This is a genomic window from Dactylosporangium sp. NPDC005572, from assembly GCF_040605515.1.
Classification (GTDB): Bacteria; Actinomycetota; Actinomycetes; order Mycobacteriales; family Micromonosporaceae; genus Dactylosporangium.
On the sequence record NZ_JBEXCY010000056.1, the window covers coordinates 44,687 to 58,898 of the forward strand.

The following is a 14,212-nucleotide window of genomic DNA, read 5'->3' on the forward strand; positions in this document are numbered from 1 at the left end:
GTGAGCGGAGGGACGGTCCCTGCGACAAGCGGGGAAACGGCCGCAGCGGCAGACGGAGGAACGGACCCAGTGGCAGACGGAGGGACGGCCCCGGCGGCGAGCGGGGGGACCACCCGGGCGGCGAGCGGCAGGCGGCTCATGACGCGACCGCCCGGGAACGGCGGCGGCGCAAGACGGCGCGGACGGCGAGCGTGGCCAGGCCGAGGACCAGGGCGGCGGTGATGCCGGCCCACCAGCGGTTGGCCGACTGGCTCGCGCTGGTGCGGGTCAGGCTGAGATCGCCCGGGTTGGCCGGGCCGGCACTGCCCGCCGGCGGCAGCGCGCCCGCGACCGCGGACGACGGGGTTGGGGCCCCCGCGGCCGCGGTGCCGCCGCCCACCGGGGGCGCGGCCGCCGCCGTCGTCCGGGTCGGGGCCGGCGCTCCCGCCGCGGCGAACGTCACCGCCACCCGCACGTCCTGGCTGCGGTCGCTGGTGCGCGTGTGGTCGGCCCGGGTCACCACGGCACAGCGGGCCGAGCGGCAGTCGACGCCCGCCGCGAGTGCGGCGGCCACCTTGAGCTCGACCCGGAACGTGCCGCCCGGGCCGTACGGGATGGCGAGCCCCTTGCCGTAGGCCGGCGGGTTCGACGAGATCCAGTAGGAGGCGCCGCTGCCGCCGGCCGTGTCGATGCCGCCGCCGCAGGGGCTGGGCAGCTGGCCGGCACCGTTGTCGACGCAGAAGGCGACGTAGATGCCCTTGGTGACGTCGTACCCGGTGCCGGACACGGTCACGGTCTCGCCGGCCGGGGCGAGGCCGGCGGTCTTCGGCACGGTGAGCCGCTGCCCGCCGGGGCCGGTGCCGGTGGCCGCGGCGGCGGGCTCAGGGGCGAGCAGTGCGGGCCCGAGCACGGCCGCCGCAGCCACCCCGAGCACGGCGACCGCCGCGCCGCATCGTGCGGGCACCGCGGCCCGAATGAAGGAGCGCATAGTTAGGTGAGGCTAACCTAAGATCACTGTCTTCGGTATCCGTGAGATGGGTCGCAGAACCGCGGCGCACAGGGGATGTTCCATGTTGCCTTAGGTAAGGCTAACCTCACAAGGTCATGGACGGGCGTGCCGCTGCGCGTCGCCACGCGGCCTGGACAGCCGGCGCCGGCTGCGGCACGCCCTGCCATCCATCTCCTGAGAGGTACGGATGACGAAGAACAGACTACGCGCCGGCCCGGGCCGGCACCGGGTGCTGCGCTGGGGCACCGCCCTCGCGCTGGGCACGACGGCGGTGTTCGCCACGGCCGCGCCGGCCGCCGCGGCACCGGCCGAAGTGGACAGTGGGCACCTCGACTGGGGGTTCAAGGCGTCGTTCCGGGCCTACGTGTCCACGGGCAACGGCACGCCCCCGATCGGGGCGGCCAACGGCGCCACGATCAACGCCAACGGCACGTTCCGCTTCCCCGTCACCGGCGGCAGCTACGACGCGGCCAGCGGCGCGGGCACGGTGAACTACGGCGGTACCGTCGTGTTCTCCTACCCGGCGCACTTCTTCACCATCACCGTGGCCAACCCGACCGTGCAGCTCGACGGCGCGACCCGGGTGCTCAAGGCCGACGTCGACCTGACCACGACCGGCGGCGGGTTCGAGCCCGTCCACGTCGTGCAGGCCGTCGTCGCCACGATCGGCGCCGGTGACGCCGTCGTCGACGGCACGAGCGTGTCGTGGACGAACCTGCCGGCCACGTTGACGGAGACGGGCGCTTCGGCGTTCGGCGGCTTCTACGCCGCCGGCACCGCCCTCGACCCGCTCACCAGCTCGGTCACCCTCGCCGCCGGCGAGGAGCCGGGCGGCCCGGGCGAGCCGGGTGGCGGCTCCGCCGACCAGGAGCTGACCGTCGACGTGCCGGGCGGCCCGCTCTCGCTGTCGTCGGCCGGCGGCACGGTGGCGCTCACCGGCGCCACCATCGGCGGCGCCGCGACCGGTGCGCTCAACGCGACGACGGTGAGCGACCTGCGCGGTACCAACGCCGGATGGAACCTCGTCGGGCAGGTCGAGGACTTCACGGGCGACGCCGGCACGATCGGTGCGAGCCAGCTCGGGTGGTCCCCGACGGCGACGGCCGCGCCCGGCTCGGGCACGGTCGCCCCGGGCGGCGCGGCCACCGGCCTGGGCACGGGGCACACGCTGTGCAAGTCCGACCCGGGCGCGAGCGCGGGCGTCTTCACCTGCGGCGCGGGCCTGACGCTGAACATCCCGGCGACGACCAAGCCGGGCAGCTACACCGCAACCCTCACGCTCACGCTGTCCTGACGGCGCGCGCGTGACGCCGGCCCGGCACTGCCGCCGGGCCGGCACCCGACCCGCGGCTGCCCGCCGCTCCCCCGAAGCCGAAGCCGAAGGCCGACCATGTTCGCACGCGCCACCGTCGTCACCATCGCCGCCGCCGTCCTGCTCGCCGCGCTGCCCACCCCGGCCGTCGCCGAGGACCAGGGCTGGTCGGTGCAGCCCGCCACCACCACCGGCGCCGCCCGCAGCTGGTTCGTCTACGACGTCGCGCCCGGCCAGCAGGTCGAGGACGTCGTGCGGGTCACCAACCGCGCCGCCACCCCGCAGACGTTCACCGTCTACGGCACCGACGCCTACACCACCGCCGACGGCGCGTTCGACCTGCTGCCGGCCAGCCGCAAGCCGACCGGCGCCGGCGCGTGGATCGTGCTCGGCCAGCGCGCGTACACCGTCGAGGCCGGCCGGTCCCTCGACATCCCGTTCCGGCTGACCGTGCCCACCAACGCCGGCCCGGGCGACCACGCCGGCGGCGTCGTCGCCTCTGTCGTGACCCAGCAGACCACCGGCGACGGGGCGCAGGTCAACGTCGACCGCCGGGTCGCCGCGCGGGTGTACCTGCGCGTCGCCGGCCAGGCGAAGCCGGCCGTCCAGGTCGAGCAGGTCGCGGTGGCGTACGCCGGCAACACGATGACGGTGACGTACCGCCTGCACAACACCGGCAACCTGCGGCTCTCCGGCGCCGCCCGGCTGCGCGTCTCCGGCCTGTTCGGGGTGACGCTGGGCCGCACGCCCGACATCGCCGTGCCCGAACTGCTGCCCGGCGCCAGCATCACGGTGACGGAGCGGATCGCCGGCATCGCCCCGGCCGGCCGGCTGACGGCGGACGTCACCGTGGACCCGGCGACCGCGGACGGGCCGCTGCCGTCGGTCACGCGGTCGACCTCCTTGTGGGCGGTACCGTGGACAGCCCTCGCGATCGTGGCACTCCTCGCGGCCGGCCTGCTCGGCCTGCGGTGGTGGCGCCGGCGCCGGGCGAACGCCGGGTGAGCGCCCGGCGCGCACTGTTCGTCGCGGCGCTGCTGGTGTTCACGGGCGGCGCAGCGCCGGCCTCGGCCCACGCGCCGTCGCCGGCGGTGCAGGTGCGGCCGGCGAAGGGCGGCTACAGCGTGCGGCTGCTCGACTGGCCGCCCGGCGCGGTCACCCTGGCCGTATGCACCGACCGCCCGGCCGGCGGCTGCGCCGACGCCACCGCCGTGCAGACGGGCGTCGGCCCGGACGGCACCGCCACCGCCACGCTGCCGGCGCTCGCCCCGGCGTCGGGCTGCCCGTGCGTGGTCCGGGTGCGGGCGCTGACCGACCCGCTCACCCGCACGGCGCCGATCGCCCTGGCCGCCGCGGCGGTCGCCGAGCCCAGCCCGGTCGACGTGCCCCGCCCGCTCGACGTCACCCGGGTCACCGTCCACAGTGGATGGCAGTGGGCCGCCCTGTTCGGCGGCCCGGCGCGCCGCGACGTCACGGTGACCGTCCACAACACCGGCCCGGCCGCGGTCGCGTTCACGACGGTCACGATCACGGCCGGGCGCGGCGAGCACCCGACCGGCATGGTCGTGGCCCCGCCGCTGGACCGCCTCGACCCGGGCGAGTCGGTCACGTACACGGTGCCGGTGCGGTTCGCGGCCCCGGCGGCGGGCACGTACACGATCCACGGCGAGCTCGACCCGAACGGCCCGCTCGGCCCGGCGGGCGCGACGGTCGCCTTCCACGCCGAGACCACGACCCAGCCGTGGGGCCTGACCGCGCTGCTCGGCGTGGCCCTGGCGGCGGCCGCCCTGCGCCGGCGGCGGGTCAGCCCTTGACGTAGGCGAGCTTCTCCGCGACGAGCCCCTCCCGGACGCGGAACAGGTCCACGCCGCGGACGTGGCCGCCCGGCCAGTCGTAGCGCCACCGCGAGACGACCCGGTCGCCGGCCGCGTGCCGCTCCTCGACCGCGAACCGGTGCCCGGCGCTCGGCCACCACGAGGCCCGCTGGGCGGCGGCCGAGCCGGCCGTGGCGCGGCACGACCCGCGGCGCGCCGCCCTCGTCGGCGAGACCGTCGCGGCCGCGGAGGCGGCCGGCGCCCGGATCTACCTGCCGCGGCTCGCCGAGCTGTCCGGCTGACGGCCCAGGTCGAGGACCATCCGCAGGCCGGTCCCCAGCTCGGTGGGCACCTCGCCGACGAGCACGAACCCGGCGGCCCGGTAGAAGGCGAGGGCGTGCTCGTTGCCGGTCACCCACAGCCGGCGGTGGCCGGCCGCGCGGGCCGTGGCGGCGACGTGGCGGACCAGGGCCGTGGCGATGCCGCGGCGGCGCCGGGACGGGTCGACGAAGAGGTCCTCCAACTCCGGGCCACCGGCGGCAAGGTCCTCCCGCTCCGGGCCGGCCGCGAAGACGTCCCCCAGTTCGGGGCCGGCGGCGACAACGTCCCGTAACTCAGGGCCGTCGGTGACGACGTCCTCCAGCTCAGGGCCGTCGGTCAGGGTGGCGAACCCGACGATCCGGTCGTCGTCCTCGGCGACCCAGGTGCGGCCGGCCGCGACGTGCTCGCCCGCGAAGACCAGGAACTCGGGGCGGGCCAGCAGCAGCGGGGCGTCGGCGGGGTTGGACAGCGACGCCTCGCGGTACACGTGGCGCAGGGCGGGCAGGTCGGCGGCGGTCGCCGTACGGATGTCCATGACCAGGTCTACGCCCGCCCGAAGTACCGGTCGGCCCAGTCGAAGCGGCCGATGCCGGCCGCCGCCGCGAGGCGCTGGTCGGCGTTGCTGTCGCCGACCAGGATCGAGCCCGGCAGGTCGACGTCGTGGGCCGCGGCGAGGTCCAGCACGAGGCCCGGCGCGGGCTTGCGGCACCCGCAGCCGGCGTCGCGGCGGTGGGCGCAGACGGCGTACGCGGTCACGGCGCCGCCGGTGGCGGCCGACAGCTGGGCGCAGTACGCGTCGAAGCGCTCGGCCGTGAGGTCGCCCTCGGCGATGCCGGACTGGTTCGTCACCACGAAGACGGGCGTGCCCGCGAGGGCGGCCAGGCGCTGCCGGACGCCGGGCAGGACGGTGACCCGGCCGTCGGCCCAGGCGATCTCGTCCCGGCCGTCGAGGGCCAGCAGCGTCCCGCCGAGATCGAAGAAGTGCGCCGGCCGCCCCACGATTCCACTATAGCGGAATCGCCTACCGGGTGAAGCGCCGGACGAGCAGCCAGGCCGCGGGGAGCACGCCCGCCGCCAGCAGGATCTTGATCGCGTCGCCGAGCAGGAACGGCACGAGGCCCGCCTCGATCGCGGCCCGCGCCGGCAGGTGGCGGGCGAACGCCAGGTACGGCACGCCGACCGCGTAGATCGCCAGGTTGCCGGCGATCATCGTGCCGACCGTCCGCAACGGCGTGCGGTCGCCGCCGCGGCGGGCCAGCTCGCCGACGAGCGACGCGGCGAGCACGAAGCCGATCACGTAGCCGAACGACGCGGCGCCGGCGCCGCTCGCGCCCCCGGCGAACCAGGGCAGCCCGGCCGCGCCGGCGGCGAGGTAGACCGCCATGGCGAGCAGCCCGCGACCGGTGCCGAGGGCGGCCCCGACGACCAGCACCGCGAACGTCTGCCCGGTCAGCGGTACCGGCGACAGCGGTTCGATGCTCACCGCGAGCTGCGCGGCCGCGCCGGTCAGCGCCGCGCCGCCCAGGACGAGCACCACGTCACGCACCAGCGCACCCGGCACCACGTCGGCGATGACGCCGGGACGGCGCAGTTCGAGACCCTCAGTAGCCATGACCACCCTTTCGCTCACGAAGGTGCTCAGCCTGCACCGAACCCGCCGCAACCGCTGCGAGAACGATCACAACCCGCCGAGTTGGCTCACAGCGACACGGCGATCTCGTCCTGTACGTCGATCGGCCGCGAACAGAAGGTCACGTACCCGGTGAACTGCGACGGGTCCAGCAGGACCGACGCGGCGGACACGCGGGCGGTGACGATGACACCCGGCAGCTGGTGGCGCTGCTTGTCCAGCGCGGCCTGGGCGAACGCCACCCCGCGCCGCAGCAGCGCACGGACGCGTGCCTCGCCGGTCCCGGTGAGGTCCAGGTCGTGGATCCCGCGGCCGTTGACCGCCAACTCGTAGTCGGTCGTCGTCCGGAACCGGGACCGGTCGCCGTGGTAGCTGCGGAACCAGGCAGCCAGCAGCACCGCGCCGTCGACGACCACCCAGCCGTCGTCGATCACGTCCGGCCACACCAGGTCGCTCGCCGTCACGGCCGGGAGGCGGCGCGATCCGAGGATCCGGGCCGCTTCGGCGCTCATCCATGCCACAACGGCCACAGTAGTGGGGCGCGAGGCCGCATGATCGAATCCCCTGGGACGGTGTGTCCGGGCGCCCGGGCCGCGTCTTCGACCGCACGATCGGCCTGGAGGAGACCCCGGACGGGTACCGCGCCGTGGACCGGCGCGCGGCGGCCTGCTCGCCGCCGCGGACGGTGTTGGGCTCGACGACGTACGTCCCGACGGGCACGATGCGGCCGGCGCCGAACCGTCGGCGGCCTAGGCTCGACCGCATGTCGACCGGGGAACTGCTCGCCGTGCTCGCGGCGGGCCTGGCCGCCGGGGCGATCAACACGGTCGTCGGGTCGGGCACCCTGGTCACCTTCCCGGTCCTGCTCGCGACGGGCCTGACCCCGCTCACCGCGACCGTGTCCAACGCGATCGGCATGACCCCGGGCTCGGTGAGCGGCGCGATCGGCTACCGCAAGGAGCTTCCGAGGAGCCGGATGCTGGTGTACCTCGGCGCCGGCGCGACCCTCGGCGGCCTGACCGGCGCGACGCTGCTCCTCGTGCTGCCGGCCCGGGCGTTCGACGTCATCGTGCCGGTGCTCGTCGCGCTGGCCCTGGTGCTCGTCGCGCTCCAGCCGCTGGTCAGCCGGTGGACCCGCCACCGCCGCGACAACGGCCGGGCGCTGTTCGCCGGGCTCACCCTGGCCAGCGTCTACGGCGGGTACTTCGCCGCCGCCCAGGGCATCCTCTACATGGCCCTCATGGGCGCGCTGCTCGACGAGCCGGCGCAGCGCCGCAACGCGGTGAAGAACGTGCTCGTCGCCGTCGTCAACACCGCGGCTTCAGCGGTACTGCTGCTGCACGCGCACGTCGACTGGACCGCCGTCGGCCTCCTCGCGGCCGGCTCCGCCACCGGCGGTCAGCTGGGCGCACGGCTGGGCCGCCGCCTCTCCCCCACCGTCCTGCGCCTGCTGATCCTCGCCGTCGGCACCGTCGCCCTCGTCCAGCTGCTCCGCCGCTGACCGCACCGCCGCACGTCGTGCTCAGGCGGGCTCCGGCATGCCGAGCTCCGCATACAGGGCGGCGGCCAGCACGTGGTGGACCCGGGCGTTCGACGGGTCGCGCAGGGACTCGTAGGCGTCGCTGAGGCCGCGGTGGGCGCGGGCCTGCTGGTCGCGGACGCCGGCCAGGGTCGCCGCGTCGAGGGCCGCGGTGTGGTGGTCGAGGGCGGCGGCCGGGTCGCCGAGGGAGCGCGCCGCCTCGCCCAGGCCGTTGCGGGCCCAGGCCTCGCCGACGCGGTCGCGGCCGTCGAGGAACATCGCGAGGGCCTGCCGGTGGTGCTCGGCGGCGTCGTCGAGCCGGCCCAGCCGGTGCTCGGCGATGCCCAGGTCGGTCAGGGCGCCCGCCTCGCCGAGCGGGTCGCCCAGCGCCCGGTACAGCGCGAGCGCCTCCAGGTGGTGGCGCTCGGCGGCGTCGTAGCGGCCCTGGCGCTCCTCGGCCAGGCCCAGGTTGTTGAGCGCGCGAGCGGCGCCGGTGCGGTCGCCGACCTGCCGGAACAGCTCCAGCGCCGCCTCGAAGGCGGCGACGGCGTCGGCGAGGCGGCCCTGCCGGTTCGCGGCGAACCCGAGGTTGTTCAGCGCCCGGGCCTGCCCGGCCGGGTCGCCGATCGCGGCGAACAGCTCGACGGCCCGCTCCAGCACCTCGACGGCGGTGGGCCGGCCGAGCCGCAGCAGGGCCACGCCGAGCACGTTGCGGCTGTGCGCCTCGCCGACCGGGTCGCCGGCCGCGAGGGCGGCGCCGAGGGCGTGGCCGTGGACGGTGACCGCGTCGGCGGGCTCGGCGCCGAGGTGGCGAGCCAGGATGCGGGACAGGTCGACGGTGTGCTCCGGGCGGCCGGCGGCCGCGGCACCGGCGACGATCGCGATGAGCACGGCCCGCTCCCGCTCGAGCCAGGCGCGGGCCGCGTCCCGGTCGGGGAGGTCGGGCAGCGGCGCGGCGGCCGGCGGCACGGCGGGCCGGTGGTGGGCGTCGGCCGGGTACGCCACGTTCATGGCGACCGCGGCGGTCGCCCGGTAGTAGTCGAGCAGCCCGTCCAGCCGCGGGCCGCCGGGTGCCAGCTCGACCGCGTAGGCGCGGAGCAGGTCGTGCATCCCGAACCGCCCCGGGCCGGTCCGGTGGACCAGGTGGGCCCGGGCGAGCAGCTCCAGGGCGGCGCGGGCCGGCTCGACCCCGCCGCCGGTCAGGGCGGCGACGGCGTGCGCGTCGAACTCGGGCCCGGGGTGCAGGCCGAGCAGGGCGAAGGCCTCGGCGGCGCCGGGCGGGAGGTGGCGGATCGACCAGGACAGCACGGCCCGGACCGACGCGCGCGGGTCGTCGTCGACGACGAGCAGGTCGAGGCGGCGGCGCTGGTCGTGCAGCTCGGTGGCGAGGTCGTCGAGGCCGGTGTCGGCGCGGGCGACGGCCAGCTCGGCGGCGACCCGCAGGGCCAGTGGCAGCCGGGCACACTGCTCGGCGATGCGGGCGACGGCGTCCTCGGCGGCCGCGGCCCGCGGGCCGATGAGCCGCCGCAGCAGGGCGTGGGCGTCGCCGGGCGGCAGCAGGCCGACCGCGACGCGGTGCGCGCCGTCGACCGCGACCAGCCCGGCCAGCGCGTCGCGGCTGGTCACGAGGACGGCGCTGGAGGCGGTGCCGGGCAGCAGCGGGCGGACCTGCCCGGCCGAGGAGGCGTTGTCGAGCAGCAGCAGGACCCGCCGGTCGGCGATCTCGGTGCGGAAACGGGCGGCCCGGTCGTCGACGTCGACGGGGACCTCCTCGCCGGTGACGCCGAGCGCGGCGAGGAGCCGGACCAGGGCGTCGGCGGCGGCCATCGGCTGGGCCGGGTCGGAGCCGCGCAGGTTGAGGTAGACCTGGCCGTCGGGGAACCGGTCGCGGACCCGGTGCGCCCAGCGGACCGCGAGGGCCGTCTTGCCGGCGCCGGCCGGCCCGGTGACGACGGCGACGAACACCGCGGTCGCCGCGGTGACCTGGTCGGCGGCCGCGTCGAGGGCGGCCAGCTCCTCCTCCCGCCCGGTGAACGCGGACACGTCGGGCGGTAACTGGGCCGGCGCCCCGGACCGCACCACCGCCGCCGCCGGCGGGTCGGCCGCGCCCGCGGCGCAGCGGCGGAAATGCTCGGCGTCGGCGCCGGTCAGCCCGAACACGTCGGCGAGCAGCCGCACCGTCGGCAGCCGCGGCGCCGCGGTCCGTCCGCCCTCGATCTTGACGATGCTGCGGACGCTCAGGCCGGCCTTGGTCGCCAACTCCTCCTGCGTGAGGCCCAGGCGCCGCCGATGGGCGCGCACGAGCTCACCGAACGCCCTCGATTCCCCGACCTCATCCACGCCCGCAACCGTACGCCCCCGGTACGACAACTTCGGCACGACAAGTTCCGGTGAAGTACCGGCGAACGTCCTGGCCGCTTCGCCGGGGATCGTCAACGATGGAAGTGAGCGGCACCGGTGGCACGAGGGCACCGGTGCCGCTCGCCACTTGGCGGTCGGCGCCCCTGTCCGTCCGGCGGGCCGTCCCGGCCGCGGACGCCGGGTCCGCGGCCGAGACGTGGTGGCTCACGCCGCCGTGAGGATGTCGATCACCTCCAGGGCCGCGTCGGGGCGGCCGACGACCACGACGACGTCGCCCGGGCGGAACCGGTACTGCCGGGGCGGCGCCACCAGGACCTCCTCGTCGCGGACGACCGCGGCGACGACCGCGCCGGCCACGCCCGTGTCGGCTGACGGGCGGCCGGCGCCGATGAGCACCTGGAGCACCGCCACCCGGTCGGCGTACCGGTCGAGCCGGGCGCAGTGCACGGTCGGGCCGCGCACGCCGAGCACGTCGGCGAGGACGCGCGCCTCCGCCGGGCCGAGCAGCACCCCGGTCATGCGCGTGTCGGGGTCGGCCGGGTCGTAGACGACGAGCTCCCTGCGGTCGTCGGCGTGCTGGACGATCCCCACGTGGTGGCCGTCGTCGGCGTGCAGCAGGTGCAGGGTGCCGACGCCGGGAAGTGGATGCTGACGCACAATGCCTCCCTCGGCGGTCATGAGAAGTACCGCAGCCAGACGTAGCCCCACGCGACGACCGTGGTCATCACCGTGGTGACAATGCCGTAGCGGGTGAACTGCCAGAAACTGATCGGTTCGCCGGCCTTCGCGGCGATGCCGAGCACGACCACGTTGGCGCTCGCGGCCACCGCGGTACCGTTGCCGCCGAAATCGGCGCCGAGTGCGAACGCCCACCACAGTGAGCGCCCCGTCTCCGGGTCGGGCGTGGTGGCGACGAGATCCTCGACGATCGGGGCCATCGTCGCCACATACGGGATGTTGTCGAAGAACGCCCCCAGGACCGCCGAGCCGAACAGCAGCCCGGTGGCGGCCACGAAGTAGTCGCCACCGACCTGGGCCGACGCCCACCCGCCGATGCGGTGGATGACGCCGGTCTCGACGAGGCCGCCGACCATGACGAACAGGCCCATGAAGAAGACGAGCGTCGACCACTCGACCTCCTCCAGGTACCGCTCGGTGCTCACCCGGGAGACGAGCACCATCAGCCCGGCGCCGAGCAGCGCGATGATGGCCGGCTCGACGTGGATGACCGCGTGGAGCGAGAACCCGGTGACGACCAGCGCCAGCACGGAGAGGCAGCGCACGAGCAGCCCCCGGTCGGTGATGGACGCCCGCTCGTCGAGGGCCATGACCTCGGCGACGCGCTCCGGGTGGTACTCGAAGCGCTTGCGGAACATCACCCAGCCCAGCAGCACGAACAGGGCGAACGCGATCACGACGACCGGCGCCATGTGCACCACGAAGTCGTTGAAGGTGAGCCCGGCGCGGCTGCCGATGATGATGTTCGGCGGGTCGCCGATCAGCGTCGCCGCGCCCCCGATGTTGGACGCGAGCGCCTCCGCGATCAGATACGGTACCGCCGAGATGCCCAGCTTGCGGCAGACCAGCACGGTCACCGGGGCGACCAGCATGATCGTGGTGACGTTGTCCAGGAACGGCGACGCGACGGCCGTGATGACCATGAGCAGCACGAACAGCCGGTACGGGCGGCCCTTGGACCGCTTCGCCGCCCAGATCGCGAGGAACTCGAAGACCCCGGTCTGCTTGATGACCCCCACGATGATCATCATGCCGAGCAGCAGGAAGATCACGTTCCAGTCGATGCCGGCGTGCTCGGAGAAGAACACGTCCTCGCCCGGCACCAGGCCCAGCAGCGCCATCAGCCCGGCCGCGAACAGCGCGACGGCGACGCGATGGACCTTCTCGGTGGCGATGAAGATGAATGCGACCGTGAAGATCACGATCGCGGCGACGGCGCTCACGGCTGCCCCGGCGGGCCGTGGACGGTGACGAGCGGACGGAGACACAGCGGTATGCGAACCATGGGAGACCTCCTGAAAGGCAACACAACGAGGCCGTCGACCCGGAAGGGTCACGGCTGTGCTTCTCGTGCCTCAGGAGATCGGCGGGCCCCGGCAGCCCGGGGTGCCGACGCACCGTCCACGATGGACGATCTGCTCGGCGGTGAAGCCGGCGGCCTGCGCCAGGCGGGGATCGAGCGCCACGACGTCGGGCAGCGTGGCGTGCCACACCTGCCCGTCGGCCGGTTTGACGGGCGGCTTCAGCGCCTCCGCACCGGGCGCCACGACGGCGGCGGCGCTCGCGGTGCGCGCGACCTGGAACGTGTCCCCGGGCAGCGCGTGGTGCGCGTGGGACAGGCCGAGCAGGAGCGCGCACATGGTCAGGGCGAGCCCGACGGCGGCGGACCGCAGCGCGGAAGCGTTCTTCATCCCGCACCTCCAACCGGCCGCCGAGTCCCAGAGTTTACCAGGTAGCAGGGTGGTCACCCCCGCGTCCTCAATGGACAGCACCCGCAGGGTCACCCACGACGCCGATCCGCATCGACGTCGGTGAGCCGCCCGGCGACCGGCCGCAGCGCCTCGCCGGCCGTCACAGGCCGGGCAGGGTCGGCTGGGCGTCGTACACCGGCCAGCCGTCCGGGCCGCGGCGGACCTCCGGGGTGAGCCGGTGCGGCTGGCTGACGCCGGGCTCCAGCAGGTGCTCGACGACGGCGCCGCGCAGCACGAGCGCGTCCGCGACGAGCATGCGGTGGCAGTGCCACCACAGGGTCTCGGCGCACATGAGCGCGGGCAGCTCCGTCGCAGCCCGCGCGATCAGGCCGTCGACCGCGGCGCGGAACGCCGGGGTGTCCATGTGGTCGGCGTAGGCCGCGAAGGCGGCGTTGCGCAGCCCGGTGTGCCGCGACGGTGACGTTGCGTGCCGGCGTCCGCCGAGCGTTTCACCCTCCCAGGTGTACCGCAGCCCGGCGTCACGCACGGCCGCGGCGAGCGCCTCCTGGCCGAACTGCGGGTGCCGCCGGGACCCCGGGAACCGCCGCACGTCGACCACCGTGCCGACGCCCGCCCCGGTGAGGATCGCCAGGAACGTGTCGATGGGCCGCGCGCCGTGCCCGACGGTACGGATCCGAACCGGCTCCACGCCGCCACGCTACCCGTACGCGACCGCGGCGGCGGGGTTGCCGCGGCTCCGGTAATCCTGGCCGCGCCGCCGCCGCGCGGCCGTAGGGTCGGCGTCGACAGAGGGAGGGATCGATGCTTGACGCGGGAGGCGATCCGGTCGAGCGCGACGCCGAACGGCCCGCGCTGCGCCCGGTGTACCGCCGACCGGCCCCGCCCCGGCCGCGGTTCGCGCCGCCGTCGGTGTGGGTGCTGTCGGTGGTGGTGACACTGCTCGGCCTGTACGGCACGCTCCGCGGCGCCGCCGGGATCGCCGGCGCCGACGACGAGGAGGCGGCGCTGCTCCTCGTGTTCCGCACGCTGCTGTCGGCGGGCCAGGTCGCGTGCGGCGCCGCCCTGCTGGCCGGCCGCCGCTGGGGCCGCACCGGCTCGACGGCGCTGTGCGCGGTGAACTTCGCCCTGGCCGTCGCCGGCGCGCTCACCGAGACGCTCACCCCGTTGCAGGTGTGGCTCGGCACCGCCGTCAACCTGGTCCTGTTCCTCGCCCTGCTGGGCCCGCGGGTCTACGCCTGGACCGACGGCCGCTGACGGCCGCTGACGGCCGCGGTCCGCCGCGCGGGACGGACCGCGGCGTCGCCGGTCAGCCGCGGCGCTGGGTGAAGCGCACCAGGTTGCCGGCCGGGTCGGTGAAGGCGCAGTCGCGGACGCCGCCGGGGCGGGTGATCGGCTCCTGCATGACCTCGGCGCCCGACGCCTCGACGTGCTCGAACGTGGCGTCGCAGTCGTCGGTCGTGAACGCGAGGCGGCCGCCCGCGTCACCGGGGTCGAGGACGATCCGGACGTCCGGCTGCGACGGCGGGCTCACCGTCACCCATGGGTCTCCCTCGTGTACCGCGAAGCCGAGCACGTCCCGGTAGAAGCGCACCGCCCGGTCGACGTCGTCGACGGGGAGGGCGCACATCGACAGGGCGCGGATCATCCGTGCGCGCCGGTGCTCAGGAAGACGATCTCCAGCTCGCGGATGCGGTCCGGGTCGGCGTCGATCGTGATGCCGGTGATCCTGTCGTGGCTGACGGTGAAGCTGAAGACCGCCCGCGTACCCCGGCGTCGCCGTCCAGAAATCGCTGCCGGGACTGATCAACCTGCTCGAA

General features: G+C 75.5%; 16 protein-coding genes and 1 pseudogene. 5 read left to right on the forward strand and 12 right to left on the reverse strand.

Features of this window, described 5'->3' with window-relative positions:
* Positions 1–136 precede the first annotated feature (136 nt).
* Positions 137–967 carry a hypothetical protein gene (locus ABZS66_RS25840; protein WP_354761832.1) on the reverse strand — a complete coding sequence of 277 codons (831 nt, stop codon included), beginning with the start codon at positions 965–967 and terminating at the stop codon, positions 137–139.
* Positions 968–1,175: 208 nt separating this feature from the next.
* Here ABZS66_RS25840 and ABZS66_RS25845 point away from each other — a divergent pair, with 208 nt between their 5' ends.
* The 3 genes from ABZS66_RS25845 (at position 1,176) to ABZS66_RS25855 (ending at position 4,114) form a co-directional block, all read left to right on the forward strand.
* Positions 1,176–2,282, forward strand: a complete 1,107-nt coding sequence (locus ABZS66_RS25845) for an HtaA domain-containing protein (protein WP_354761834.1) — start codon at positions 1,176–1,178, stop codon at positions 2,280–2,282.
* A 96-nt stretch (positions 2,283–2,378) separates the two neighbouring features.
* Positions 2,379–3,305, forward strand: a complete 927-nt coding sequence (locus ABZS66_RS25850) for a DUF916 domain-containing protein (protein ID WP_354761835.1) — start codon at positions 2,379–2,381, stop codon at positions 3,303–3,305.
* A complete protein-coding gene (locus ABZS66_RS25855) occupies positions 3,302–4,114 on the forward strand; it encodes a hypothetical protein (RefSeq protein ID WP_354761837.1) in 813 nt (270 codons plus the stop codon). Before ABZS66_RS25850 ends, ABZS66_RS25855 begins: the two co-directional genes overlap by 4 nt.
* Here ABZS66_RS25855 and ABZS66_RS25860 read toward each other — a convergent pair.
* The 5 genes and pseudogenes from ABZS66_RS25860 to ABZS66_RS25880 form a co-directional block, all read right to left on the reverse strand.
* A pseudogene (locus ABZS66_RS25860) lies at positions 4,104–4,283 on the reverse strand (nuclear transport factor 2 family protein); the annotation flags it as partial. The gene ABZS66_RS25855 and the pseudogene ABZS66_RS25860 overlap by 11 nt on opposite strands.
* A 99-nt stretch (positions 4,284–4,382) precedes the next feature.
* On the reverse strand, positions 4,383–4,970 hold the full coding sequence (locus tag ABZS66_RS25865) for a GNAT family N-acetyltransferase (protein WP_354761839.1): 588 nt from the start codon (positions 4,968–4,970) through the stop codon (positions 4,383–4,385).
* An 8-nt stretch (positions 4,971–4,978) separates the two neighbouring features.
* Positions 4,979–5,434: an HAD-IIIA family hydrolase gene (locus ABZS66_RS25870; RefSeq protein WP_354761841.1), complete on the reverse strand. Its 456-nt coding sequence runs from the start codon at positions 5,432–5,434 to the stop codon at positions 4,979–4,981.
* Positions 5,435–5,456: 22 nt separating this feature from the next.
* Entirely contained in the window at positions 5,457–6,047 is a 591-nt protein-coding gene (locus ABZS66_RS25875; RefSeq protein ID WP_354761843.1) for a biotin transporter BioY, read from the reverse strand.
* 86 nt (positions 6,048–6,133) lie between these two features.
* Entirely contained in the window at positions 6,134–6,577 is a 444-nt protein-coding gene (locus ABZS66_RS25880) for a hypothetical protein (RefSeq protein ID WP_354761845.1), read from the reverse strand.
* A 62-nt stretch (positions 6,578–6,639) separates the two neighbouring features.
* Here ABZS66_RS25880 and ABZS66_RS25885 point away from each other — a divergent pair, with 62 nt between their 5' ends.
* Positions 6,640–7,566: a TSUP family transporter gene (locus ABZS66_RS25885; RefSeq protein ID WP_354761847.1), complete on the forward strand. Its 927-nt coding sequence runs from the start codon at positions 6,640–6,642 to the stop codon at positions 7,564–7,566.
* Positions 7,567–7,587: 21 nt separating this feature from the next.
* Here ABZS66_RS25885 and ABZS66_RS25890 read toward each other — a convergent pair whose 3' ends face one another.
* From ABZS66_RS25890 to ABZS66_RS25910, 5 genes are all read right to left on the reverse strand, one after another.
* Complete coding sequence (locus ABZS66_RS25890; RefSeq protein ID WP_354761849.1) at positions 7,588–9,924, reverse strand: helix-turn-helix transcriptional regulator; 2,337 nt, start codon at positions 9,922–9,924, stop codon at positions 7,588–7,590.
* A 225-nt stretch (positions 9,925–10,149) separates the two neighbouring features.
* Positions 10,150–10,602: a TrkA C-terminal domain-containing protein gene (locus ABZS66_RS25895; protein ID WP_354761851.1), complete on the reverse strand. Its 453-nt coding sequence runs from the start codon at positions 10,600–10,602 to the stop codon at positions 10,150–10,152.
* Between the two features lie 17 nt (positions 10,603–10,619).
* Positions 10,620–11,906 (reverse strand): ArsB/NhaD family transporter, encoded by a 1,287-nt coding sequence (locus tag ABZS66_RS25900; RefSeq protein ID WP_354761853.1) that lies wholly within the window; start codon positions 11,904–11,906, stop codon positions 10,620–10,622.
* Positions 11,907–12,038: 132 nt separating this feature from the next.
* Complete coding sequence (locus ABZS66_RS25905) at positions 12,039–12,374, reverse strand: hypothetical protein (RefSeq protein ID WP_354761855.1); 336 nt, start codon at positions 12,372–12,374, stop codon at positions 12,039–12,041.
* A 160-nt stretch (positions 12,375–12,534) separates the two neighbouring features.
* Positions 12,535–13,083 (reverse strand): DUF488 domain-containing protein, encoded by a 549-nt coding sequence (locus ABZS66_RS25910; protein WP_354761857.1) that lies wholly within the window; start codon positions 13,081–13,083, stop codon positions 12,535–12,537.
* 113 nt (positions 13,084–13,196) lie between these two features.
* On the opposite strand from ABZS66_RS25910, the gene ABZS66_RS25915 reads away from it, so the two are divergent.
* A complete protein-coding gene (locus ABZS66_RS25915; protein WP_354761859.1) occupies positions 13,197–13,649 on the forward strand; it encodes a hypothetical protein in 453 nt (150 codons plus the stop codon).
* Positions 13,650–13,701: 52 nt separating this feature from the next.
* On the opposite strand, the gene ABZS66_RS25920 is transcribed toward ABZS66_RS25915, so the two are convergent.
* The gene (locus ABZS66_RS25920; protein ID WP_354761861.1) at positions 13,702–14,040 is read right to left on the reverse strand and encodes a VOC family protein; all 339 of its coding nucleotides are present in this window, start codon (positions 14,038–14,040) and stop codon (positions 13,702–13,704) included.
* Positions 14,041–14,212 lie beyond the last annotated feature (172 nt).

What these genes read in the sequence shown, in the direction of transcription:
- ABZS66_RS25840 (WP_354761832.1), bottom strand. Translation starts at nt 967, where the DNA reads ATGCGCTCCTTCATTCGGGCCGCGGTGCCCGCACGATGCGGCGCGGCG.
- ABZS66_RS25845 (WP_354761834.1), top strand. Translation starts at nt 1,176, where the DNA reads ATGACGAAGAACAGACTACGCGCCGGCCCGGGCCGGCACCGGGTGCTG.
- ABZS66_RS25850 (WP_354761835.1), top strand. Translation starts at nt 2,379, where the DNA reads ATGTTCGCACGCGCCACCGTCGTCACCATCGCCGCCGCCGTCCTGCTC.
- ABZS66_RS25865 (WP_354761839.1), bottom strand. Translation starts at nt 4,970, where the DNA reads ATGGACATCCGTACGGCGACCGCCGCCGACCTGCCCGCCCTGCGCCAC.
- ABZS66_RS25875 (WP_354761843.1), bottom strand. Translation starts at nt 6,047, where the DNA reads ATGGCTACTGAGGGTCTCGAACTGCGCCGTCCCGGCGTCATCGCCGAC.
- ABZS66_RS25880 (WP_354761845.1), bottom strand. Translation starts at nt 6,577, where the DNA reads ATGAGCGCCGAAGCGGCCCGGATCCTCGGATCGCGCCGCCTCCCGGCC.
- ABZS66_RS25905 (WP_354761855.1), bottom strand. Translation starts at nt 12,374, where the DNA reads ATGAAGAACGCTTCCGCGCTGCGGTCCGCCGCCGTCGGGCTCGCCCTG.
- ABZS66_RS25915 (WP_354761859.1), top strand. Translation starts at nt 13,197, where the DNA reads ATGCTTGACGCGGGAGGCGATCCGGTCGAGCGCGACGCCGAACGGCCC.
- ABZS66_RS25920 (WP_354761861.1), bottom strand. Translation starts at nt 14,040, where the DNA reads ATGATCCGCGCCCTGTCGATGTGCGCCCTCCCCGTCGACGACGTCGAC.